The following is a 20,311-nucleotide window of genomic DNA, read 5'->3' as shown; positions in this document are numbered from 1 at the left end:
AGGCTTGTATCAATACATGTCGCTGAAAGAAATTTTCTTAACTTCTTTCAATTTATTACCTTCAAAAATTGCAATAGTTGCGATGTGGGAAGCTGGGTTAGCTACACATTCATATGCCGCAACAATAATCAAATCGCCTACCTCTCCAAGTCTCGCTGCGGCGCCGTTTAGTACAACCTCCCCCGGCCTGCCCGGGATTACATATGTAGTAAATCGTGCCCCATTTGTGACGTTGTAGACTTCTACTTTTTCCAACGGGTAGAACCCCGCCGCTTCTATGATATCTCTTCCCAACGTCAGAGATCCCTCGTAGTGTAGATTTTTGCCAGTCACAACAAGTCCGTGTGCTTTAGCTCTCAGCAAAACCGGCATACACCCCCTAACAGCTTAGTTTATATATGTGATCGTGCCTAAGCGCATATAACGGGAGAACAAATATATCTCCACGGCAGAGTTACGAATAGCGGACGTATCCTATTGAATTCTGTAGCTATCTGTAGAGAGGTATACAAGTTGCTGTAAGACTGGGCAGACTTGTCAGCGACCAGAAACCCTCCCCACACATCGGCGCCCTGGACATCATCACTGACGCGGAAGAGACCCAGAGATTTATACACTTCTCCGAGAGTCTCAGCCAGATAGGCAACGTGACAAACCCCCCTCTGTGACGCCCGGCCCTCTCCGGGGGCTGGGGCCCGCGGAGATGCCCTTAGGGCGGCCGCGGGCGTGGGGCTTGGGTCATTGGGGGCTGGCGGCAAGGCCCTCAGTTCGCCGGGCCCCAGACCGGGGATGCGGCTAATGAGCAGGAGATAGTTATGAAGTTAAAAGTGTGATGGACGAAAAAACGGGTTGCTTCTGGAAGAGCTCCCAGTACCTCCTCTTTGCCCAGAGCAACGGAATTCTATCCCTACGATCCGAGAAGCCGCAGACGAGGCAACGCATGAAGCGGTTTCCCTCTTCGATCATCTTGGCTTCGCAATGGGGACAGGCGAGGCAAGGGCTCATGTGGCCGTCGCTGTGAGGCCCGGCTACTGCGCCTACGACACGTCTGCCATAGGCCCCGTCTTCGAGACCCCCCAGCCCTTCAAGACTGTCACGGGTTGCCACGACGGGATAGGCTACTGGAGAGAGCTCAGGGGCTTTTTCGGCGCGTGGTCGCCCGGCGGATATGTGAGAAGGCAGTACGTCCTCATCTGGATGCCGCAGGTGGGATCTACGGTTGCGGCCTTGGCCGGCCTTCAGCTGAAAAACGCCACGGCGCCTCCAATTCAACTGCTGAAGTAATGATTTTTTCATATGAACAAACCTTATTTATTTTTGAAAATTCATTGCTTATGATAACTAGGAGAAAACTAATAATAGCTACAGTTATGTCGGTAGTTCTAGGAGGACTTGGGGATCTACGCCTTAGGACACGCGGCTGGTGGAGACGGGAGGAGACTAACGATATTGAGGAGATCCGCCTACCACCAGGAGTTCCATCTACGGGGCTGATACCGTACTTCGAGAGCAAGCACCCCGCAGTCAGCGTGGAGTACATCCCGAAGGGATACGACGAGGAGTTCCCGCCGCCTTCTCCTTCTGCGCGAACTCGATGGCATAGGTATCCTCGATGAGGTAGGCCCACGGCGCCTTGAACTCCACCGTAGGCCCCGCAACAGGCTTACTCACAGTGCCTGAAGCCGGGTCTACCACAGCCACCACCCCAGCTGGCGGGGCGAAGACGGAGGGTGGCTCAGTTCACGCAGAACTGCCTCAAAAGAGGGCCAGCCTTCGGGTCTCTAGATATCCTCACCGGCCTGGTTAAGTCGACAGCCACAGCACGCTGTAGTTCTTTAATCACGTTGTCCTCACAAGGCGCATCCCTCGGCGCCTCTGCTCCTCACCGCGTCGGATCGAAGTGAGACGGTGCTGGGTACCACCCGCTTGGCGTCTTGACCAGCCTCTTCTCCAGGATGTACAGGCGGGCTTTTTTTAGGTAGATCTGCCAGTGGTCGCCGCGGCCGCAGAGCAGCTGGCCGTCGCTGGCTATGTCTAGGGCGATCATGCTCTTGGCGAGTATCTCGTCTACAGAGGCGAGGGGGATGTAGACGACTTGGCCGAACTCCTCCACGGCGATGTGGTAGCGGCCGCTCTGCGTCAACACCGCGATGTCCCAGTCGCTAAGGGCGTGGTGGGAGCCCCGGGCGCGGGAGCCGAAGAGCACCACGTCGCCTTCGCTACATACCTCTTTGAGGAATTCGCGGAGTCTTTCCAGCAACTCCACCTGCCTCTGCCTCGCTACCTTAATCCATCTGTCCATTTCCACAACAAGTCGAGGCATCTGAGGCACTCCCCTGCTTCCCATTCCTCATACGGGCCGAGCCTCGCGTCTGGGTACCTGGCCTGTATGTAGTGCTCCTCCAGCGATTTGGCGCACCGCGCCACCTCCTCCGGCACATGGGCCGACTTCAGCTGGGCAAGCCTCTTCGCCATCTCGTAGAGACTATGGGTGAGGGGCCTCGCCCCCGCCTCCCTAATGAGGAGGGCCTTTAAAAGGAATTCGCCAGCCTGCTGAGCCAGGAAGCACGCCAAGTCGTATTCGCCAGCGGCGAGGCTCCTCTGGGCGTACCGCCTATAGCGCTCTGCCTTCTCAAGCCAGCGCTCCACGTATGTACCACCTCTGTTATATAAATTGTTGTAGTAGCTCATAGAGTGGCCGGCGTCGTTGTGTATATGCGGATGGCGGCTATAAGTTGATGATGTGCTATGAGGCGTCTAGGTTCTATAGACTTCGTACGACCCGAAACCCTCCGCACTCGCTTTTAGATATGGGAAGAGGGCCGCCGACCCCTTCGCCGCGGTTGACGAGGCAGATGTGGTGACCTTCGAGTTTGAGAATGTGGATGTGGAGGCGGCGAGATACGCCGAGAGGCTCGGCAAGCTGAAGCCGCCGCTGGGGTTCTTGGCAAAGAAGAACCGCCTCGAGGAGAGGGCTTTCTTCGACTCTCTTAAAATCCCCACGGCGCCTTGGGCCCGGGGGTGGGAGGAGGCGGTGAGGATTGCGGAGGGCATGGGGAAGGCTGTGGTGGAGATGCCGTCGGGGGGTACGACGGGAAGGGGCAGTTTATCTAGTGTCGGAGGCGGCTTAGGGGCTACGGAGGGGATCTGCTCGTGGAGGAGTACGTGGATATTAAGAGGGAGTTCTCCCTGGTGGCGGTTAGGGGGGAGGACGGCGACGTCTACTCCTACCCCCCGCTGAGAATTTTCACGTGGATGGGGTAGGTGTGGAACTACGCCCCCAGCCGCGGCACGGATGAGGCGCCGTGCTACACCCAACCGAAGACATGTGGACGCGCCCAACGCCCCACCCGACCCCCGGGGGCCTGCCCAGAGTCTCTGGGCAGTCCCGGCAAGGGGCACATGTTAAGCCGGCGTCTCCAAGTCGCAAAGCCTTGGAGCAGTGATGGCGGCCGCTGGGGCGAATGTATAACCCCTTCCCCTGAGGCGGGGTTTGCAGGGGTCTCGGCCGTTGCTCGGGTTTGTGGGCAACGACCGGGGTGGGTATTGTGGCAGGGCGCCCCCGCCGGAGCCCTCTGTGCTTATGTTGATCCGCCGTGTTGAACACACCGCTGTTTAAGCCCTTCTCAGCTGTCTTCACCACTCTGCCATGAAAAATGTATTCGTATAACTCGTCTCCGCCCTAAAGGGCGGAATTTTCGGTTGTAACGGTTGTGGCCATAGAAAATCCATTGTAGCTTTCGGTTGTACCTCCGAGGTGTTGTCCTCTGCGGAGGGGCTCTGCGGAGCGTATTTGTCAGCAGATGCAGGGCAGGAAGTCTTAAATTGCACACCCACGCCTTTTCGTGGATATCCCGGACTTGGAGATCCTTAGGGCGCGCGGACTTGACCCGCTGGCCGTGTTGCACGACGCGGTAGTCCAGGGTCTAGATCCGCCGGAGCGCGTCGAGCTCTACCTGAGGGCCTCTGAGTATTTCTGGGAGGAGGGGCTTAGGCTTATCGATGCCGGCGATCTGAGGCAGGGCGGCGAGAAGATCTGGAACTCGGTAGTGCAACTTGTCAAGGCCGTGGCGGAGGCGCGGCGCTGGCCGCACGATACACATAGGCTTGTCTGGGCCGCCGTGAGGAGGATCTCCCAGGAGCTGGGAGATCGTGAAGTTGTAAAGCTCTTCGCACAGGTGGAGCAACTACACGTAAACTTCTACGAGGGGCACTTGGAGAGATGGGACGTAGACGTCTTCGTCGAGGCGGCGAAGACGCTTAGAGAGAAGCTAGGGGCAGCGCTGGGAGGCCGCTAGACCTCCCGCCACACGTCGATAAACCTCCTGTACCAGCTCTCGTACTCCTGGGGGGTAGCCACGTGGATCTCGAAGGGGTGGGGCCCTCTGCCGACGGCCTTCGCGGCCGCCCTGTAGACGGCGAATTCATCCGCCGTCGTTATCACGAAGATGTCTATGTCGCTGTCCGGCCTAGAGCCCCCCTTACGAAGCTCCCGAAGGCCAGAACCCGAGCGTTTGGGTCCACCTTCCTGACGGCCTCCTTTATCGCCGACAGATACCGCCTCAGCCACGTATCTATCGCGCCCCCTCTTCAGATCAGCCAGCAACTCTACAAACATCCCAGCTCCCCCAAGAGCTTCTCCACGTACTCCACGGCCTGCCTGGCGGCCTCCGGAGGGAAGGTAAATAGGAGGTATCTAGACGCCGTGTAGGCCAGCGTCAACAAGTCGAGAAAGAGGGTGTCGACGTCGACGCGTTCAAACCTTGACAAGGCCGAAGCCAGAGTCTTAAGGTCGTTCTTCGGGGGGAAATCCCCCAAGCGGCTGTAGAGCTTGTACTTCAGACACAGCTGTAGCTCCTGCTCTGCGTGAAACATGGCGAGATTCCACACTATCCTCAAGATCCCTCCTAGCCACCCGCCGAGAAGCCCTTGAGTTCTCTAGAAGAAAACTCACATATTTTACCATGCGCGAGTTGGGTAGAGAAGATAAAACAACCCGTTTTTCCACTCCGGCGGCCGTCACATCTTTAACTTCGTAAGTTTTCTTGTTTCATGAACGGCGTCTGGCCCCTGGGGCGGCAGACGGGGGCGCCAAACTGTTGCAATATAAACAATCAGCGGCCGACCCCCAGGTGAGCCGCCCTCTCGCCCCGGTGTACCCGAGGCGGGCCCCCAAGTCCCCTGGAGAGGGGCCAAGAAAAAGATAGGGGACAAAGACACAATGTAGCAATTGGCATACGACGAGACATCACGACGTCACCTTAGGCGACGGCGCCTGGGTTGGGAGAATTAGGCGGGGCACTTAGCGCCAGTGGCTGGAGGGGCACGTCGTCGCCCGGCCGTCGGGGGCTTCCGCGTCACATGACTGGCTGAGGCACACGGAGTTCTCTTCTCTACACCTTCCGAGCCCCGGCTAGGCCCGGGACATGCAAATGTGGCTTTTCGCCAATGTTACAGATGTATGTCTGCCGTGTAGCCCGTTGGCAGTACGGCGTTCAGCTACCTTCTTATGTTGTCAGTTTTATGACAAATATTTTTAAGGTTATTGTCAGTATTTTGACAATGGACGTGGTGGATAGGGCAAACCCCTGGTGGTTTGAGACCAACTGGGCTGAGAGAGACCGCCATCTTCGGGCGTGGGAGGGGGAGAGGGTGCGCTGGGTCCCCAGTTGGATCTGGGCAGTCTCTCTGGATCCTCCGGCATTGAACTTCGTCTACGGGCCCAGGCAGACGGGCAAGACCACGGGCTTAAAGCTCCTCATTAGGGAGCTACTGAGGCGGGTCCCGCCGGATGCTGTGGCCTACCTAGACCTAGACATCCTCTTGTCGCCGGCTGAGCTGAGGAGAGCTCTGGAGTATGTGCTTGGGCGCGCCGCCAGGCGGGGGGCAAAGACGCTCTACCTCTTCCTCGACGAGGTGACCTCGGTCAGAGGGTGGTGGCGCGTGCTCAAGTACTACATAGACGTGGGGGCCCTGGAGAGGGCCGTCGTGACGGCCACCGGCTCCTCCACCGTTGGCCTCGTCAAAACGCCGGAACGGTTCCCCGGCAGAAGGGGGAGCGGCCGCGACGTGGTCGTCCTACCCCTCGACTTCCCCACCTACGCCGAGGTCACCGGGGCAGCCGGCGGCGACCCGGCGGCTCTGGCCGAGGCCTTCCACGAGTACCTAGAGACAGGCGGATTCCCCCGATCTGTAAACAGACACCCCGACGCGGCTGAGACCGTCGTAGACGCCGTGGTTTCGGAGGCCTATAGACACGGCAGAAGCCCCCACCTCCTCAAGGACATAGTGGCGGCTGTGCTGGACAGAGTGCCGAGCCCAACGTCCTACCACGCCTTGGCACAAGACGTGGGGGTCTCCCACAACACAGTGAGGGAGTATCTAGAGTTCCTCGCCGACATATACGCCGTCGGAATCGCCCTACAGATCTCCGGCGGGGTGCCCCAGCCGAGGAGAGAGAAGAAGATATTCTTCAGAGACCCCCTGCTCTACCGGGCGCTGGCGCAGTGGACATCCAGAGCCGTCGACGAGGCAGCCCTCCTCGAACACGTGGTACAGGAACACCTCTACCGGAAGTTCGGCGAGATATACTACTGGAAAAACAAGGAGGAGGTAGACGCAGTAGCTGGCCCCTACAAAGTCGAGATAAAAAAGACACGGCCCCGGAAAACCTACCCAGCAGACGTGCAGATACTAACAAAAGAGGACATACCACACTTCCTAAAACAACTAAAAAGCTGAAAAGGGGGCGAAAGTTTTACTCTCTAAAGGATCTCAGCCACACACTGATATGTAACCCGGCAGAGAACTAGAGCCAGCGGCACCCGTAGCATAGGACACCACATAGACCCCTTCTGGAAATAGATTCCACGACGTCGATACAGACCCGACTTGGCCATAAACGCCACCACCATTTACGTTGATGCCAAAGTAAACGCTCGTTGATTGCACTATGTTTACCTGCGTCTCAGGCGGCGAGAACGATACCCAACCGGTTGAGATAGAGCTCCAACCGCTCCACTGCTGACCTTCCATGGTGATCTGGTTGTAGAAGGTGTAGCCAAACATGTCGGCAGTATTAATCCAGCCAAGTGCACTATAGATACCTGATGAACAGTCGGTGCTGTATGCCACGCCGTGTTCCACCGTAGCGACGGTCACTCCAAATACATCTTGGAATTGCCACTCTATCGGCGGCGGATAAACCGTAATGATGTCAAAGCTCTGTGTATCTCTGATAAGTTGTACCTTCAGTAGTATCTCATGTGGTATGTACTCTAGCGCCTTTGGCTCTATGTTCTCGATTACTGACTTCGTCTCAGTCCAGTTGAATAGGCGGAATTTTTGGACGATCCACGAACCATTTACCGTCGGGGGGCCATCGGGGAAGTATAATAGGGTCAGCCTGACGGCCTTGTTGCCCTTCTCTATCTTGACCCATCCCTTGATCACCCCTCCGCCGATAGGTAGCACCTTCTCTTTTTTGCTTCCTATGAAGTAGTAGGGCGCCGCCTTGTACAACCTCATGAACTCCTCGGGCCGGCTCAGGTCAAACTCCAGCATACTCCCATTGGGGTACGTAAGGATGACCCTAGCCCCTTCCTCGTTGCCCACATAGTGTATACCCGGTATGACGGTGCCGTTAGGTAACACGGAGTATGTAATCGGTATTTTAGGTACCACCTTGACAGGTAGATGCAGTGAGTTTGTTGCCAAGATCAGCGCTATTGCTACTGAGGCTGGTGTCGTGGCTAATCCCACTATCTTTTTTCTATCCATGTATGGTATTGAATTTGCCAGTATTTTTTTTCGTTTGATATCTGTAAAAGAGAGCTACAATAACAAATAGATGTTAATAAATTGTAGAATAAATTAGTTCAATTTAAACTACATCTCATAAGAAATGTATAACCGGTGAAGTCCCATCTACCTTTGCTACATGACTAGAGCCGAGGAATAACATATCCCGACGCTGTGACTAGGGGCGGGTTTTTTGTCATGGGTTTGGCTGATTTCTTCTTGGGGGTGCGGGAAAAGTTCTGCGTTTGGCGCAGGCGGAGGGCTTAAATACGTGTCTATCTGCGGCGGCGAGGGGCAGTTCCATGAGGTGCCTCGACTAGGTCTGTCCCGAACGCTGGCGGAGGGGGCCGCGTGCTCCCATAGGTGCGCGTCAAGAATTGCCAGCGGCGACCGCCTAGGGACATACGGCTTATGTTCTACACCGGAGTTTTTTGGCGGCTGGCCTCGCCTTGGCGGCTGGGATTTGGGATATGTGTCTACCGCGGTAGGTGTGCCAGGTGGTTTTGGGCGGGTAGAGCCTGCCTTCTAGGGCTCTCTGGACCACCTCCTCCCTGGGGATGTTTACGTCTACCACCCGGTAGTCAAATAGGAGGACTGGGGCAGACCCGTGTTTGAGCAGAGCCTTGAGCCTGTGGTGTCCGTCGAGGACTACGCCGGTTCTGTAGTCCACGGCGATGGGCGGTATCTCCCCTTGGGGCTCGGGGGCGGCGTCTAGGGTCTCCTCGTGGGGCTTTAGGCAGGCCACGTCGACGTAGAGGGGGTAGGCGGTTGGGCACCTCCTCTCTGCCTCCTCGAGGTCCTCGGGGGCGTCGACGTCTAGGAGGGGGCCCACGTCTACCTCCACCCATCTGTCCATGTCGGCGCTGGGGAGGTAGGACAGCCCCACGTAGCCCCTCGGCGTCACCGCCGTGGCGAAGACCTCTTGCGCTGTGAGAAGCTGTATGTGCCGGGGCTCTAGGTCGGCTATGTCGCACGCCGCCACCACCGCCGGGGCTAGGCGGGCAGCTATGGGAAAGTCTTGGGGGTAGCTCTGGCCGCTTCCATAGACAACCTTTAGGCCCCACCTCTCCGCCGCCTGGACGAGTTCAGTGTGGCTAGGCGTCGTCACGACGTAGATCTCGTCAGCCAGTTGGTGGAGGACGCCCGCTACTCTAAACAAAAGCGGGATGCCGCAGACTGGCCTTAGGCACTTCTGGGGGTCGCCGAGCCTACTCCCCTTGCCCCCCGCCATTATTACGGCTCTCACGTAAGAAACAACTTAAATATAAATAATGCCCCAGGAACTGTGATCTTAGCATACGTCGGCGGTGGGAAAGGCAAAACCACAGCCGCCCTCGGAACAGCCTTAAGAGCTTGGGGCCACGGCATGAGGGTGCTGGCGGCCTTCGTGATGAAGACGCCATTTTACATGGGAGAGGAGGTTGGCGAGTACAAAGCGCTAAGGAGGCTGGGAATAGACGTGCTCACCCTGTGGGACCTCAGAAGACCTGAGGAAGTGCTCAAGGAGGCGCTGGCAAGGGCAAATGACTACGACTTAGTTATCCTTGACGAGGTAAATTACGCCGTGAGACAGGGCTTCATAGACCCCAAGGCCCTCCTTAGCTTGAGCCGGGAGAGACCCCACTTCATACTCACTGGCGATTTTGAATACCCAGAGCTATATCAAGTGGCCGACTTGATCTCCAGAGTTGAGGCGGTTAGACACTACTACTCTAAGAGAGTGGGGGTAAAAGGGCTGGACTGGTGAGGAGGATAAAAACTGCTGCCGCCTTGGAAATAATCGAGAGGCCGCGTGCCACGTCAAAAAGCGTGGGGAGGCCGCCAACTCCCACTGCGTAGCTCCCCGACTTTTCTAAGACAACTCCAAGCGCTGAGGCAAGCGCTGCAATAGGCCACCCGGCGTTTCTACTGACAACTCTTCTTCTGTGGGAGAGGACCTCGGGACTCCACCAACCGGCTACTGCAATTATGCATAAGGCGGCTAATCTCGCCGGGATATAGTTAAGAGCTGTATCTAGATAGGCGGCGGGAGCCCCCGCTCTGCCGAAGTAAGGAAATCCCACTAACCCATCTAACGTATTGACGGCTCTCTGAAGCCACGCCCCGGGCAGGCCGAGGAAAGTGTACCACATCAACGGAGAGATGTAAGAGTCGACGAGAGACTCAGCAGCTGCCTCTAAACATGCAGATCTCACATGTCCATCAGAAGCCGTTGAGAGATCCCTCCTCACAAATTGTTGCGCTACCCATCGCAGATTATTACTACGGCTACAGGGATATATGATGTGGGCGACGCCAAAGGCAAGCTTGAGGAGATAGCCCTCTAGTAACGAGCCGAGAATACCTAAATGTGGCTTAGCCCAGACCGCTAAAAGAGCAGGCGCCAGCCCCACGGCGAGACCTACAGCAAGTACAGCGAGGCCGCGCGTGTACCCACCTGGTCTCGCAAGGGGGGAGGCAGCCTTATATATAATAGCCACCGGGTGGAGTACCGGGTGGATAAGCCTCGTGACTAGGTAACCGCGCCACTTCGCGGGCACGTCTAAAGTCTCAAGAGCGAGGGCGAGGGCCAACGCTATGGGATCCACACTCCGAGAGAAGAGACTGTTAAAAACATGTTACGTCGTTGCGGCAAATGCCATATTCCGATAACGGTATATATTATCCAGTTCCATACTTACTATGACAATAGGTTCATATCCTAGGCGGCTGGAGCAAAACTCCTCACGCCGTTTCTACTAGCTACACATAGTGTAACCACGGTCGTCACGGCTTGAGAACGCCAGTCTAACCTAGCCTGGACAACCAAAAGCCACTACGATGTGTCTTGCCAACCCTAGACATGACCACGGCCACCTCCATAGCATTAGAAGAGCCCATTTATAAGGGATGTGCTAAGGTCAACTGTTGCCAGATAGAGCGCCCTTGTGACCTCCAGCAGAGCGCCTAGAAGGTCGCCGTTTGCACCACCCAAATGTTTGTAAGCGGCTACATAGAAGAATAGCGAAAGTACTGTTGCGGCAAGAAAGGCCGCTGGGTGGAGCCAAGCAGCAACAGCGAGAGCCGGTAGGGCGGCTGGCCATTGGCGTTTTGCAGAGACGATGAAAAGAGAACCGAGCCCCTCCTTAAACGGCTTTGAGTAGGCAGCTACGACGAGGGCCAACGCTTTTGAATAGAGGTCAGTTACTATGTAGTCAAGCCAGCTCTCTGGTCTCGCGCTGGCCGCAAGCGCAAAGAGGGCTACCACGGCGAATATCCCGCCTACCCCCCTCCTGGGGTCCTCCAACACCTGCCGCGCCCTCTCTCTATCCCTCACCATCAGCGCATCTCCCACGTCAGCAAGGCCGTCCAGGTGGTGGAGACCGGTGGCCAAGAGGAGGGCGGCGTAGGCGGCCGCGGGGCTGTGGGTGAGGAAGTAGACGGCTCCCCCGGCGCCCCCCACCATTAGCCCCGCCAGATAGGGGGTGGCCCAAATACAGGAGAAGTCCAGCTCGGCCCCGCCGACTGGGAGGGCGGTAAAGAAGGCCACTACCGCCTTGAGACACCGCATACCGCCTCTATCAACACGTCGTTCTCAGGAGGCCTCCTCAGCGAATACCTAAATCCCGCTATCCCCTTGTCCCAGAGAGGTCTCACCTTCACGCCGGGGGGAGGCGGCCCAAACACCACTTGGAAGTGAACCGAGGTGGGGAGAGTCTTTACACACCTAGAGATGGCCGCTTGAACTCTAGCCCCCTCCTCCCTCACGTAGGCTACCGTCTTTTCTCTGTGGGCGCGTAGAAGCTCGGCGCCTGTGTGGTATATTGCGTAGTCAGCTATGCTGTTTATCCTCCAGGGCGGGGGGTCTCTGTGTTTATACAAGAGAGCGCCGATTCTCAAGCCAGGGGTGGCTAGAAACTTGCCGTAGGACTTCACCACGGGCAGATCCGGAGCCGCCGACTTGCCTCCTGCGAATTCCATGAAGGACTCGTCTACGAGGAGAAACGCCCCCCTCCTCCTCAGCCTCCCGGCGAGGTCGAGGACGGCGTCTCTTGGCATGTAGAAGCCAGTTGGGTTGTTGGGGTTGCAGAGGATAGCGACATCACCAGGCCGCGCCTCCCTCTCCAGGAGGGGAGGGGGCACCCTCACGGCCGGGACGCCCAGGAGGCGGGCAATTCGCTCGTAGTCGCCGTAGCTGGGCCACGCCACCAACAGCCTACGGGGTCTTAGGTCGAGTAGGGCATAGAGCAGGGCCTCCGTCGCCCCATTGAAGAGAGTCACCTCAACCCCCTCGTACTCTCGGAGCACCTCCTCGGCGAGGTGTGCAGGGAACCTCCTGTGGACCCCCCGCGCTGCCGCTTGGACAAGGGCCTCCTCAAGCCCGGGGGGCGGTCCTATGGGGTTGGAGTTGTCCGAAAAGTCATAGCGGACCTCCTCGGCCCAGGTAGAGCCGCCATGGACATCTAGGCGAAACATGAGCCTAACCTCTCTAGCTCGGCTTCAACATGGGACAGGGGGTCCACGCCTTTTGTTTCGGCATGCCACAGGGCGTAGCCCATGGCCACGCCCTCTTTGACATAGCCTCTCTCATAGGCCCTAAGCCCTCTGCATCTAGAAGTAGCGAAAGACGTCTTTGAGATATATATCCTCCTCACTCCCACCTCCCTCATTAACCCTAGGAAGTCAGCTGACTTGTCCTCCACAATCCAGCGGGTTGTAGCTACCGCAAGCCGCTCCATGTCGCCGCCAAGCGCTTTGTACAACGCCGCCGCTGCCGCCATCTGTGTACCGCCGGCGAGGATAACCTCTCCGCCGCCTTCCACTACCCCCAGCGCGATAGAGGCCACAGCCAAGTGGACAGGGTCTCCCACCTCGGCCGCCGCTGTAATAGCGTCAAGTGGAGGACTAATACGCGCCAGCGCATCTCTAACTACTTTAATTTTAAGCTCCTTGGGATTATCTGGCGATGAGCTGCTTGTCCTCCCCCACGCATTGTAGCCCAGGGCTAGGAGGATTGCCATGGCTGTGGTCGTTCCGCCAGGTATAGATTCGCCAATTACCACCCTCCCCAGCGGGGCCAGCTGCCTACCCAGTAGCCGTCCACCGGCCGCTATCTCCTCGGCGGCTTCTCTAGGCATGGCGCCCTGCCTGATGTCGCCCCCCGGGACTCCGCCCAAGACTACACGGGGCACTCTTGGCGGAATTCTGCTACCGGCGTCGACGACGAGCTTGGGCAAATCCCTCGTCAGCGCTCTCGTCACCACGGCCGGGGTCGGTATGCCGTCTGGAGTGACCGGCACCGCGTCCAGCGTCTTGGGGCGGCCCGTGAGTAGATACTCTACATCAAGAGCAGGCGTGTAGTGGGTGGCCTCGGGAGATGGGCCGGCTATAGAGATGCCGGGGATCAACGATACATCTGTCGTCCCTATGACAATCACAAGGACATCGCCCATACCCGCCCACTTCTAAATGTTTATAAACTTGAATGAATTCCAACATATAAATATTAGAGTCTTCTAGAAGCCATGCATATAGAGACCAAGCTAGTAGATGGAGCGCTTTGGGTCGAGGCGCCTGGCGTAGCGTTGTCTAGCACAGTGGACGGAGGGGTGAGGAAAGTCAAAGGGGCGGTCTTCAGGCGTGTGGCAAAGCACATGACTTGTAGAGAGATGGAGGAGGCCGCTGTCCCCGGCTACCTCAACTTTTACACCGCGGTAGACGTGGCGAAACACCACTGGGCCGCCCGGGGGAGATACGCCGCGGTAGTGGCAACGGCGGGCTTCGGAAACACCATAAACGTCCTCGTGGTTGTGCAGGCAGAGCCCGACCTCAGAGCTCTCGCCGACGTCTACAGGCTGGCCGTCGAGGCAAAGGCCGTGACGGCGGTGGACATGGGCCTTAGGAGGGGCTTGGCGAGACTGGGCGGCGACGCGTCAGACGCCGTCGCCGTGATAGCGACGGGTGGCGTCAAGGCCAGATACATGGGCCTGGGGACCGAGGTGGGCGAGGAGGTCTACGCCCTGGTTCAAGAGGCGGTGAAAAAGGCGGCGGAGCCCCCCGACCTGGACCAAGAGCTCCGGAGGTACCTCGGGGTAGGCGTCGGCGACCTCCTGAGGCTTGTGCTGGAGGCCTACCGCCAAGCGCCGGTCCCCGGCGCCCAAGGCGTAGAGGAGACCGCGGCGGATATGCTGAGCCGCCTCCTGCAGGACCCAAACGTCTGGGCCTTCATCTACGCCGCGGGGGAGCTCGACGCAAAGGCCGCCTCGGGCACCCACCGCGGGCTAAGCCCACAGGAGCACGCCCAAGACAGCAAGAAGATAGTGGCAGACGAGGCAATAGGCGCGGCGCTAGCTCAGTACATAAACGGCTTCAAAGCACTACAAGCCATGTACTGGCTCGACAGAAGAAAGCCCCCGCCCCTAGATAGACTGCCCATGTACACCGACGACGTAGCCGCAGCCCTAGCCGGAGGCTTGCTTTCGAGACTCTACGACAAGCTACTACACGGGATTTAGCCGAGACGGGGCTCTTCATCGGCGTTGCTGAACAGAGACGTTTTTGTCGATGCGCGGATGCAACAGGAGAAGTAAATAAAAAGTTAAGCTTTATGATCCTCTGGACAGCGGCAAGTAGCTTCAGGGGGACGACTATCTTTGTGGATGGAGAGGAGGCGATGGTCTTCAACGCCTCGATGTATAAGGGAAGGGCGTTTTGACTTAGCCTGGAAGCGGCCTCGTTTATGTAGTCCAGAGCCTTGGCCTGCCCCTCAGCCCTTATATTGCGGCTTGGCGCTCGCCCTCCGCCTGCAGTATCGCTGCCTACTTCTGGCCCTCGGCCTTCAATATGGCGGCTTGCTTCTCGCCGTCTGCCTGGGCTATTAGGGGCGCCGCTGAAGTCTCTCCTCGAGGAGACGAAGCCCTACGGCCAGTACGCCCCCGCGTGGGGGGCAGACGGCTACTTCGCCTCGCTCCTCCTCGACGCCTTGATGGAGGAGGCCACGATAGTCGCCTGGGCGCTCAACGGAAAGCCCCTCCCTAAGAAACACGGCGCCCCGGCTCGCCTCGTGGTGCCCACGCGCTACGCTTGGAAATCCGTGAGGTACTTCGCCGCGGTGGAGGTCTTGACTGAGCCCGTGCCGGGCTACTGGGAGATGCGGGGCTACTCCCTCAACGCAGACCCCTGGCAGGAGGAGAGGTTCGACTTCGGCAGGCCGGTCATGCGGGGGAGGAGAGTCTCAATCAGCTAGGGCTAAGTCTCTTCACCCTCCGCTCCTGCCGAAGTCATCATAGGCGATATTTTTTACGCGTTTAAAACCTTGACTATGTCGTATGTATCTCCTCCATTACGGCCCTAAGATTTATATAGCCAGTGCTATAGTGTATATGTGATCGAGCTTGTGGTTTTGGGGCTTTTGCTCATCTTCCTCGGCTTTATACTGTTTATACTGGCAACACTGAGAGTTGCTAAAGACGAGGCCAGGAGAGCTGAGGCCGGCGGAGTCCTCATCGTGGGCCCCGTCCCCATCGTCTTTGGTACAAGCCAGCGCATTGCCACTATAACAATGGTTCTCGCCGTAGTTCTCACTCTCCTGTCTCTCCTCCTCTTCTTGCTAGCTCTCTGGCGGTAAGCCACATAATCAACGCCGCGATTACCGCAAGGACAGCTGACATGACAACAGCAATAGAGAGGAGTTGTGGCGAGCCAGCGCCGAAGCAAAACGGTATGAAAAACAAGACGATACAACCGCCGCCAGCCACTTCTACACGCCCCGCTAATGAGAGAAACGGCGCTACGAACAAAAGCAGAAATCCTGTAAAAATCATCGTAAGCGCTAGGATAAACAGTCTCACATATCTATATATCTCCCAATATAAAAGCTTAATCTTACAACATGTCAAGTGTTGCCATGACACAAAACTAATAGACATCAGCTCTTCCCATCTTCGCCACAACTCCGCCTGCAGCCGCTTCACATCACCAAGCAATCTATACGCTAAGCGTAAAAACTTAGCGGCCTATGTTCATACTATACCACAGCTTCTCTTTAGACAAATGCTAAATGTGCATATCTCCCCATCTCTTTCCTGGCACATCCCCGGAGGACTTCCGCCTTGGATGTACTAAGGCAAGGGACGGCCTACCTAAGACAGACGTCAGAATATAACAACTTGGCACCGTCCCTGGATCGAGCGAGCCGTTTCGAAATAGGAGAGGTTGCGGGTTCCCTGAGTCTCAGAACTCAGGAAGGCAATACATCTCACTTGAGATGTGACTTGACAAACTCCAGTCTAGTAGCTCCAGGATAGGTATACGGCCCGCCACTTTAACTCCGCTATATGTACAGCGCCGTATCTCCTCAACGTCTCCGCCACGTCTGTAACGTGATCTCTCTCTGCCACCACTACTAGGACTCCCTTTTTCACGTAGAAGCCTGACACCCCGGCCAGCCTCCTAAGCTCTTCCTCAAGCTGGGGTGTCAAAAAGCCGACTGCCCGAGAAAACCTCCTAGCAAGCTCTAGAAAAGTCTGGAAGTCCCCATCTATCATCGCCTCCACAGCCCGCCTCCCCTCTATTTCCAACTGCAGACGGAGACTTTTCAACATCGTAGCTGTCTCCGCCCTATGTAAATCTACTGTCGCTACAAATAGGCGGGGGCAGTCATATCCATATGCCTTTCCCACGCCGGGCGCCCCAGGCGAGGTTCTGACTACAAGACATCCACCTGTGTATATCGCAAGGACGTCGCCCAACCCAGTCCCAGCCTCTACCTCGGCAATATGCGCTCTTTGAAACGCCTCAAGGCCGAGACCAAGGACGGCAATGTGTTTTGCGATGTTCACTACCGCCGACCCAGCGTAGCCATAGCCGAGAGGATAGGGCGATTTAATATCCACACCCGGGCCGGCCTCGAGGAGCTCGCCGTTGTATCTAACGCCGGCGCCAGAGAGATACACCTCTGCATAGTCCAAGAGGAGGCCGGCTCCCACCGACCCCGTCTCCAACGGGCTCCCACCGTAGTGGGGGAGCCAAAAGCCCGTCACGTGGTGCGGAATCTTAAGCCGCATCTCTCCTCCAGCGCCTTGACCAAGGTGTATACGACATAGTTATGAGGGGTCGCCACCCCCCGCGCCGCCCCGTACTTCATCACGGCGCCGTTTATGAAGTCTACCTCCGTAGGCCTACACCTGGCCAAGTCTTGCGCCATAGACGAGATGTTACTTGCAGTTGCCCTAGCCACGGTAAAAACGGTATCCACAGCCCCCTCCACTGGATACCCCACGGCCGCCGCCACAGCCGCTGCCTCTAGTGCCAACTTCTCGGCGAGGGCGCGAGCCCAGGGATTTTCCAACAGTACCCCATTGGGAGCTTGCAAAATAGCTGTGACTGGGTTTATCGCGGCGTTGACAACAAGCTTCGCCCAGCGGTACGGCTCAACGTCGTCTACAAGTCGCACAGCCGCGCCGCCTCTCGCAAGCGCCTCCCCCACCTCCGCAGCCTCTTTCGGGAGGATTATCTCCCCCCTGCCCCTCAGCTCGGCCCTACAGCCCTCCCGGTATACGCCGTAGGTCACTACGGCTGCCATGGCGTTTGGAAACACCTCCCGAGCCAACTCAAGCCCCCCGATGCCGTTCTGGAAGAGTACAGGCACGCCTGAAGCCGCCCTAAGTGCTCCAGTTGTGTCCGGCCCCTTCACAGCAACAAGGCTATACTTCACGTCGGGGGGCGCCCTATCGAGTATCTTGACTCTAAGCTTGTGGCAACTATCGCCATTGCAGAAGATATATTCATCACACCTCGACCTAGAGACCGCATATGGCTCAAGCCCCGCCTCGTTTAGAAAATACGCCAGGAGACTCCCCACCGCCCCCAGACCAACAACGACGAACACAAATTTATAGAGGGGGGAAAATAAATCTATGCGTAGAAAGACTGTCTTAGACTTTGCCAAAGGCCGCGGGCCTTACGTCTGGATTACAGCCTACGACTACCCTACGGCTAAGGCGGTAGACGAGGCGGGGGTGGACGGCATATTAGTCGGCGACAGCCTCGGGATGGTCCTCCTAGGCCTCCCCAACACCCTCGGCGTCACCATGGAGGACATGGTTAGACACACCGAGGCGGTGGCCAGAGCCAAGCCGCGGGCCCTCGTCGTAGCCGACATGCCCTTCATGTCCTACGAAACCGGGCCAGAGGACGCGCTGAAAAACGCGGCGCGCCTCATTAGGGCGGGGGCAGACGCGGTAAAGTTAGAGGGAGGTGCCGAATATGCCCATATAGTGGAAAGGTTAGTCAAGGCAGGCATACCGGTGATGGGCCACATAGGCCTAACCCCCCAGAGGGTTCTCACAATAGGGGGCTTCAGGATGGTGGGCAAGACAGAGGAGCAGAGACGGAAGGTGCTAGAGGACGCCAAAGCCCTAAGAGACGCAGGCGCCTTCTCCATAGTCCTCGAGTTCGTGCCTGCGTCCCTTGCCAGGGAGGTGACACAGGCCGTAGACATACCCACCATCTGCATAGGTTCCGGCCCCCACTGCGACGGCCAGATCCTCGTCCTCCACGACGTGATAGGCCTCTCGGAGAGGCCTCCCAGCTTCGCCAAGAGATACGCCGACGTTGCCGCAGCGATAAGAGAGGCCGTGTCTAAATACGCGGAGGAGGTGAGGAAAGGCCTCTTCCCAGCGAGGGAGCACTACAGGGAATGATCCCCCCAACCCACCCCCGGTATAGATCCCTCCTGGAGAGGGAGAAGATCGTGGAGGGGGCCAGGGAGGGCTACGTCGCCCTCCAGGGGCTGATCGCACAGGGCAGGGGGGAGTGCTTCGACTACCTAATCGGCGAGGAGACCCAGCCCTTCGCCCAGAGGGCCATAGAGGCGGCCGCCGCCGCCCTCCTCGCCGCGAGACATCCGGTGATTAGCGTAAATGGAAACGTGGCCGCCCTAGCTCCCGGCGACGTGGTGCGACTAGCCAAGGCCGTCCCGGCGCTAATAGAGGTCAACCTCTTCTACCGGACGCGGGAGCGGGAGGAGAAAATAGCCGAGGTACTGAGGAGATACGGCGCCGAGGAGATCCTCGGCGTGGGGGAAGACGCCTCCTGCACAATACCGGAGCTCTTCAGCGAGAGGAGGAGGGTAAGCTGCCGAGGTATATACACCGCTGACGTGGTCCTCGTCCCCCTAGAAGACGGCGATAGGACAGAGGCGCTTAGGAAGATGGGCAAGACCGTAATCGCCATAGACCTCAACCCCCTGAGCAGAACAGCCCGCGCCGCCAGCATCACCATAGTGGACAACGTCACCAGAGCCCTCCCCCGCCTCGTAGAAGCGGTAGAAAACCTCAAAAAAGACCGCAACCGGATACAGGACATCCTCGCCAAATACAACAACAACGCCGTGCTGGCAGAAGCCCTACTCCACATAAAAACACGGCTAGAAAAAATAGCCGCAGAGATGCTATAGAACAACCACCCTCAGCCGTCTGCCCCCAAGCCATCACCGCCAGCAGTCGCTGATTCATGCATGGGGGCCTTCTCCCCGTCCACGCCTTCGCCGGCGTCAACGATAAGGCGTGGAGGTCATAGGCCTTCCTCAACCCGGGTGGTTGCGCCACGCGTTAAAAGCCGCGCAGTGGTCAGCCGTAAGGGCGACGGGTCTCCCAGAGGCGTCAACCCCAAGACCCGAGAGAGCAAGACATAGAGACACCAACCTCGTCGCTGTAGCTTTTGGTTCCCGTACCGCTGTAAATTGGTAGTGCAGCCAGCACGGCTCCGGGGAATTTCTCTAGGATTACGGCGTCTTTTGGGATTCTCAACTCGTCTAGGGCTTTGGCTAGCTCTCTGATGACGGCCCGGCTTATGCAGTCTGGGTTTATGCCCACGACGATCTGGTTAGTTGCTTGGTCTACTCCAACCCCGGTGACAACTATCTTTCCACATATCTGCTTCAGCCTATCCCCAAACCCCCTTAAACGCCCTATGAAACAGCGCGTCTGCCCACTGGCTTAGCTGTTTGTGTGTATTTGTCTTTGAGGATGACGAGCTCCGTGCCGTATCGGCTGGCGAGATCCTCCACAGCTCTTCTTATCTTCTCTCCGCAGGCTGGGTCTGTCGCCACTATGTATATCCTCGCCGCGTCTACAAAAATCCCCAAGACACCTCTCGTAAACCTCCCTACCCGCCGCGTCGTTGTGAAACCACTGTCTCTCGTCAATCTGAAATTCACCTCTCGCAGGCCCGGGAGCCCCAACCGGCCTCTCTAAAATACGCCCAACCACGTCGTCAACCTCAATATTCATCTTCCTCGGCAGTCTGCCGTACATGTACCAGAAGGAGTCGTTACCCCCAATGGTCAGCCCCTCGATCGCCGCGTCTTGCGCAGACCGCGCTTTGCTGTCCGAGCCGGCTAAGGCGTACACCGCCAAAGCCGCCGCAGCCACCACCACGCCCAACCTCATGGCCGAGACCCAGCTTTTTATACTCGATGTACTGCCGGTGTATACCCACCTTTTTGAAATGCTACTCAGCCAGCGACAGA

The 20,311-nt window shown here is 57.6% G+C and carries 26 protein-coding genes and 2 pseudogenes; 11 read left to right on the top strand and 17 right to left on the bottom strand.

Annotated elements, in window-relative coordinates:
- Positions 1-9: 9 nt before the first annotated feature.
- Together ACZ49R_RS02520 and ACZ49R_RS02515 are read right to left on the bottom strand one after the other, a co-directional pair.
- Complete coding sequence (locus ACZ49R_RS02520) at positions 10-372, bottom strand: aspartate 1-decarboxylase (protein WP_464733602.1); 363 nt, start codon at positions 370-372, stop codon at positions 10-12.
- A gap of 441 nt (positions 373-813) precedes the next feature.
- Positions 814-987, bottom strand: a pseudogene (locus ACZ49R_RS02515) (zinc ribbon domain-containing protein); the annotation flags it as partial.
- A gap of 18 nt (positions 988-1,005) precedes the next feature.
- Here ACZ49R_RS02515 and ACZ49R_RS02510 point away from each other — a divergent pair.
- Positions 1,006-1,284, top strand: a complete 279-nt coding sequence (locus tag ACZ49R_RS02510) for a hypothetical protein (protein ID WP_464733601.1) — start codon at positions 1,006-1,008, stop codon at positions 1,282-1,284.
- Positions 1,285-1,334: 50 nt separating this feature from the next.
- Positions 1,335-1,616 (top strand): hypothetical protein, encoded by a 282-nt coding sequence (locus tag ACZ49R_RS02505; RefSeq protein WP_464733600.1) that lies wholly within the window; start codon positions 1,335-1,337, stop codon positions 1,614-1,616.
- A gap of 266 nt (positions 1,617-1,882) precedes the next feature.
- Here ACZ49R_RS02505 and ACZ49R_RS02500 read toward each other — a convergent pair whose 3' ends face one another.
- Complete coding sequence (locus ACZ49R_RS02500; protein ID WP_464733599.1) at positions 1,883-2,302, bottom strand: nucleotidyltransferase domain-containing protein; 420 nt, start codon at positions 2,300-2,302, stop codon at positions 1,883-1,885.
- A complete protein-coding gene (locus ACZ49R_RS02495) occupies positions 2,281-2,649 on the bottom strand; it encodes a HEPN domain-containing protein (protein ID WP_464733598.1) in 369 nt (122 codons plus the stop codon). Before ACZ49R_RS02495 ends, ACZ49R_RS02500 begins: the two co-directional genes overlap by 22 nt.
- Before the next feature lie 211 nt (positions 2,650-2,860).
- Between ACZ49R_RS02495 and ACZ49R_RS02490 the strand changes: the two genes are divergently transcribed.
- Positions 2,861-3,241, top strand: a complete 381-nt coding sequence (locus ACZ49R_RS02490) for a hypothetical protein (RefSeq protein ID WP_464733597.1) — start codon at positions 2,861-2,863, stop codon at positions 3,239-3,241.
- Between the two features lie 619 nt (positions 3,242-3,860).
- Entirely contained in the window at positions 3,861-4,298 is a 438-nt protein-coding gene (locus tag ACZ49R_RS02485) for a PaREP1 family protein (protein ID WP_464733596.1), read from the top strand.
- On the opposite strand, the gene ACZ49R_RS02480 is transcribed toward ACZ49R_RS02485, so the two are convergent.
- Together ACZ49R_RS02480 and ACZ49R_RS02475 are read right to left on the bottom strand one after the other, a co-directional pair.
- Positions 4,295-4,618 (bottom strand): hypothetical protein, encoded by a 324-nt coding sequence (locus ACZ49R_RS02480; protein WP_464733595.1) that lies wholly within the window; start codon positions 4,616-4,618, stop codon positions 4,295-4,297. The genes ACZ49R_RS02485 and ACZ49R_RS02480 overlap by 4 nt on opposite strands.
- Positions 4,609-4,890, bottom strand: a complete 282-nt coding sequence (locus tag ACZ49R_RS02475) for a HEPN domain-containing protein (protein WP_464734083.1) — start codon at positions 4,888-4,890, stop codon at positions 4,609-4,611. Before ACZ49R_RS02475 ends, ACZ49R_RS02480 begins: the two co-directional genes overlap by 10 nt.
- A 672-nt stretch (positions 4,891-5,562) precedes the next feature.
- Here ACZ49R_RS02475 and ACZ49R_RS02470 point away from each other — a divergent pair.
- Positions 5,563-6,741 (top strand): ATP-binding protein, encoded by a 1,179-nt coding sequence (locus ACZ49R_RS02470; RefSeq protein ID WP_464733594.1) that lies wholly within the window; start codon positions 5,563-5,565, stop codon positions 6,739-6,741.
- A gap of 33 nt (positions 6,742-6,774) precedes the next feature.
- Here the strand turns inward: ACZ49R_RS02470 and ACZ49R_RS02465 are convergent, their stop codons facing one another.
- Both ACZ49R_RS02465 and ACZ49R_RS02460 read right to left on the bottom strand, forming a co-directional pair.
- Positions 6,775-7,779 carry a hypothetical protein gene (locus tag ACZ49R_RS02465; RefSeq protein ID WP_464733593.1) on the bottom strand — a complete coding sequence of 335 codons (1,005 nt, stop codon included), beginning with the start codon at positions 7,777-7,779 and terminating at the stop codon, positions 6,775-6,777.
- A gap of 430 nt (positions 7,780-8,209) precedes the next feature.
- Positions 8,210-9,046 (bottom strand): NTP transferase domain-containing protein, encoded by an 837-nt coding sequence (locus ACZ49R_RS02460; RefSeq protein WP_464733592.1) that lies wholly within the window; start codon positions 9,044-9,046, stop codon positions 8,210-8,212.
- 39 nt (positions 9,047-9,085) lie between these two features.
- Here ACZ49R_RS02460 and ACZ49R_RS02455 point away from each other — a divergent pair, with 39 nt between their 5' ends.
- Positions 9,086-9,547, top strand: a complete 462-nt coding sequence (locus ACZ49R_RS02455; protein WP_011763109.1) for a cob(I)yrinic acid a,c-diamide adenosyltransferase — start codon at positions 9,086-9,088, stop codon at positions 9,545-9,547.
- On the opposite strand, the gene ACZ49R_RS02450 is transcribed toward ACZ49R_RS02455, so the two are convergent.
- The 4 genes from ACZ49R_RS02450 to cobT form a co-directional block, all read right to left on the bottom strand.
- Positions 9,513-10,388 (bottom strand): CobD/CbiB family cobalamin biosynthesis protein, encoded by an 876-nt coding sequence (locus ACZ49R_RS02450; RefSeq protein WP_464733591.1) that lies wholly within the window; start codon positions 10,386-10,388, stop codon positions 9,513-9,515. The genes ACZ49R_RS02455 and ACZ49R_RS02450 overlap by 35 nt on opposite strands.
- 278 nt (positions 10,389-10,666) lie before the next feature.
- A complete protein-coding gene (locus ACZ49R_RS02445; protein ID WP_464733590.1) occupies positions 10,667-11,350 on the bottom strand; it encodes an adenosylcobinamide-GDP ribazoletransferase in 684 nt (227 codons plus the stop codon).
- Entirely contained in the window at positions 11,329-12,255 is a 927-nt protein-coding gene (locus ACZ49R_RS02440) for an aminotransferase class I/II-fold pyridoxal phosphate-dependent enzyme (RefSeq protein WP_464733589.1), read from the bottom strand. The genes ACZ49R_RS02445 and ACZ49R_RS02440 overlap by 22 nt, the downstream gene beginning before the upstream one ends.
- On the bottom strand, positions 12,243-13,232 hold the full coding sequence (cobT, locus tag ACZ49R_RS02435) for a nicotinate mononucleotide-dependent phosphoribosyltransferase CobT (protein ID WP_464733588.1): 990 nt from the start codon (positions 13,230-13,232) through the stop codon (positions 12,243-12,245). Before cobT ends, ACZ49R_RS02440 begins: the two co-directional genes overlap by 13 nt.
- 72 nt (positions 13,233-13,304) lie before the next feature.
- Between cobT and cbiS the strand changes: the two genes are divergently transcribed.
- From cbiS to ACZ49R_RS02420, 3 genes and pseudogenes are all read left to right on the top strand, one after another.
- On the top strand, positions 13,305-14,294 hold the full coding sequence (gene cbiS / locus ACZ49R_RS02430; RefSeq protein ID WP_464733587.1) for a bifunctional adenosylcobinamide hydrolase/alpha-ribazole phosphatase CbiS: 990 nt from the start codon (positions 13,305-13,307) through the stop codon (positions 14,292-14,294).
- A 365-nt stretch (positions 14,295-14,659) separates the two neighbouring features.
- Positions 14,660-15,025 (top strand): annotated as a pseudogene (locus ACZ49R_RS02425) (molybdopterin-dependent oxidoreductase); the annotation flags it as partial.
- A 138-nt stretch (positions 15,026-15,163) separates the two neighbouring features.
- A complete protein-coding gene (locus tag ACZ49R_RS02420; protein WP_464733586.1) occupies positions 15,164-15,406 on the top strand; it encodes a TIGR00304 family membrane protein in 243 nt (80 codons plus the stop codon).
- Here ACZ49R_RS02420 and ACZ49R_RS02415 read toward each other — a convergent pair.
- The 3 genes from ACZ49R_RS02415 to ACZ49R_RS02405 form a co-directional block, all read right to left on the bottom strand.
- Positions 15,360-15,629, bottom strand: coding sequence for a hypothetical protein (locus tag ACZ49R_RS02415; protein WP_464733585.1), 270 nt, complete (start codon positions 15,627-15,629; stop codon positions 15,360-15,362). The genes ACZ49R_RS02420 and ACZ49R_RS02415 overlap by 47 nt on opposite strands.
- A gap of 438 nt (positions 15,630-16,067) precedes the next feature.
- Positions 16,068-16,844, bottom strand: a complete 777-nt coding sequence (locus ACZ49R_RS02410; protein ID WP_464733584.1) for a GHMP kinase — start codon at positions 16,842-16,844, stop codon at positions 16,068-16,070.
- A complete protein-coding gene (locus ACZ49R_RS02405; protein WP_464733583.1) occupies positions 16,817-17,668 on the bottom strand; it encodes a ketopantoate reductase family protein in 852 nt (283 codons plus the stop codon). Before ACZ49R_RS02405 ends, ACZ49R_RS02410 begins: the two co-directional genes overlap by 28 nt.
- Before the next feature lie 28 nt (positions 17,669-17,696).
- Here ACZ49R_RS02405 and panB point away from each other — a divergent pair, with 28 nt between their 5' ends.
- Both panB and ACZ49R_RS02395 read left to right on the top strand, forming a co-directional pair.
- Positions 17,697-18,482 carry a 3-methyl-2-oxobutanoate hydroxymethyltransferase gene (panB, locus tag ACZ49R_RS02400; RefSeq protein ID WP_011763099.1) on the top strand — a complete coding sequence of 262 codons (786 nt, stop codon included), beginning with the start codon at positions 17,697-17,699 and terminating at the stop codon, positions 18,480-18,482.
- On the top strand, positions 18,479-19,237 hold the full coding sequence (locus ACZ49R_RS02395) for a 4-phosphopantoate--beta-alanine ligase (RefSeq protein ID WP_464733582.1): 759 nt from the start codon (positions 18,479-18,481) through the stop codon (positions 19,235-19,237). The genes panB and ACZ49R_RS02395 overlap by 4 nt, the downstream gene beginning before the upstream one ends.
- Before the next feature lie 205 nt (positions 19,238-19,442).
- Here ACZ49R_RS02395 and ACZ49R_RS02390 read toward each other — a convergent pair whose 3' ends face one another.
- Entirely contained in the window at positions 19,443-19,655 is a 213-nt protein-coding gene (locus ACZ49R_RS02390) for a hypothetical protein (protein ID WP_464733581.1), read from the bottom strand.
- Between the two features lie 123 nt (positions 19,656-19,778).
- Positions 19,779-20,231, bottom strand: coding sequence for a hypothetical protein (locus ACZ49R_RS02385; protein WP_464733580.1), 453 nt, complete (start codon positions 20,229-20,231; stop codon positions 19,779-19,781).
- Positions 20,232-20,311: the final 80 nt, after the last annotated feature.

Source organism: Pyrobaculum organotrophum (genome assembly GCF_055384425.1).
This window is presented reverse-complemented; position numbering and strand designations above follow the sequence as displayed.

Coding starts and splice junctions, on each gene's coding strand:
- ACZ49R_RS02440 (WP_464733589.1), bottom strand. CDS start 12,255: ATGTTTCGCCTAGATGTCCATGGCGGCTCTACCTGGGCCGAGGAGGTC.
- ACZ49R_RS02395 (WP_464733582.1), top strand. CDS start 18,479: ATGATCCCCCCAACCCACCCCCGGTATAGATCCCTCCTGGAGAGGGAG.
- cobT (WP_464733588.1), bottom strand. CDS start 13,232: ATGGGCGATGTCCTTGTGATTGTCATAGGGACGACAGATGTATCGTTG.
- ACZ49R_RS02445 (WP_464733590.1), bottom strand. CDS start 11,350: ATGCGGTGTCTCAAGGCGGTAGTGGCCTTCTTTACCGCCCTCCCAGTC.
- ACZ49R_RS02500 (WP_464733599.1), bottom strand. CDS start 2,302: ATGGACAGATGGATTAAGGTAGCGAGGCAGAGGCAGGTGGAGTTGCTG.
- ACZ49R_RS02480 (WP_464733595.1), bottom strand. CDS start 4,618: ATGTTTGTAGAGTTGCTGGCTGATCTGAAGAGGGGGCGCGATAGATAC.
- ACZ49R_RS02465 (WP_464733593.1), bottom strand. CDS start 7,779: ATGGATAGAAAAAAGATAGTGGGATTAGCCACGACACCAGCCTCAGTA.
- ACZ49R_RS02410 (WP_464733584.1), bottom strand. CDS start 16,844: ATGCGGCTTAAGATTCCGCACCACGTGACGGGCTTTTGGCTCCCCCAC.
- ACZ49R_RS02470 (WP_464733594.1), top strand. CDS start 5,563: ATGGACGTGGTGGATAGGGCAAACCCCTGGTGGTTTGAGACCAACTGG.
- cbiS (WP_464733587.1), top strand. CDS start 13,305: ATGCATATAGAGACCAAGCTAGTAGATGGAGCGCTTTGGGTCGAGGCG.
- ACZ49R_RS02385 (WP_464733580.1), bottom strand. CDS start 20,231: ATGAGGTTGGGCGTGGTGGTGGCTGCGGCGGCTTTGGCGGTGTACGCC.
- ACZ49R_RS02505 (WP_464733600.1), top strand. CDS start 1,335: ATGATAACTAGGAGAAAACTAATAATAGCTACAGTTATGTCGGTAGTT.
- panB (WP_011763099.1), top strand. CDS start 17,697: ATGCGTAGAAAGACTGTCTTAGACTTTGCCAAAGGCCGCGGGCCTTAC.
- ACZ49R_RS02520 (WP_464733602.1), bottom strand. CDS start 372: ATGCCGGTTTTGCTGAGAGCTAAAGCACACGGACTTGTTGTGACTGGC.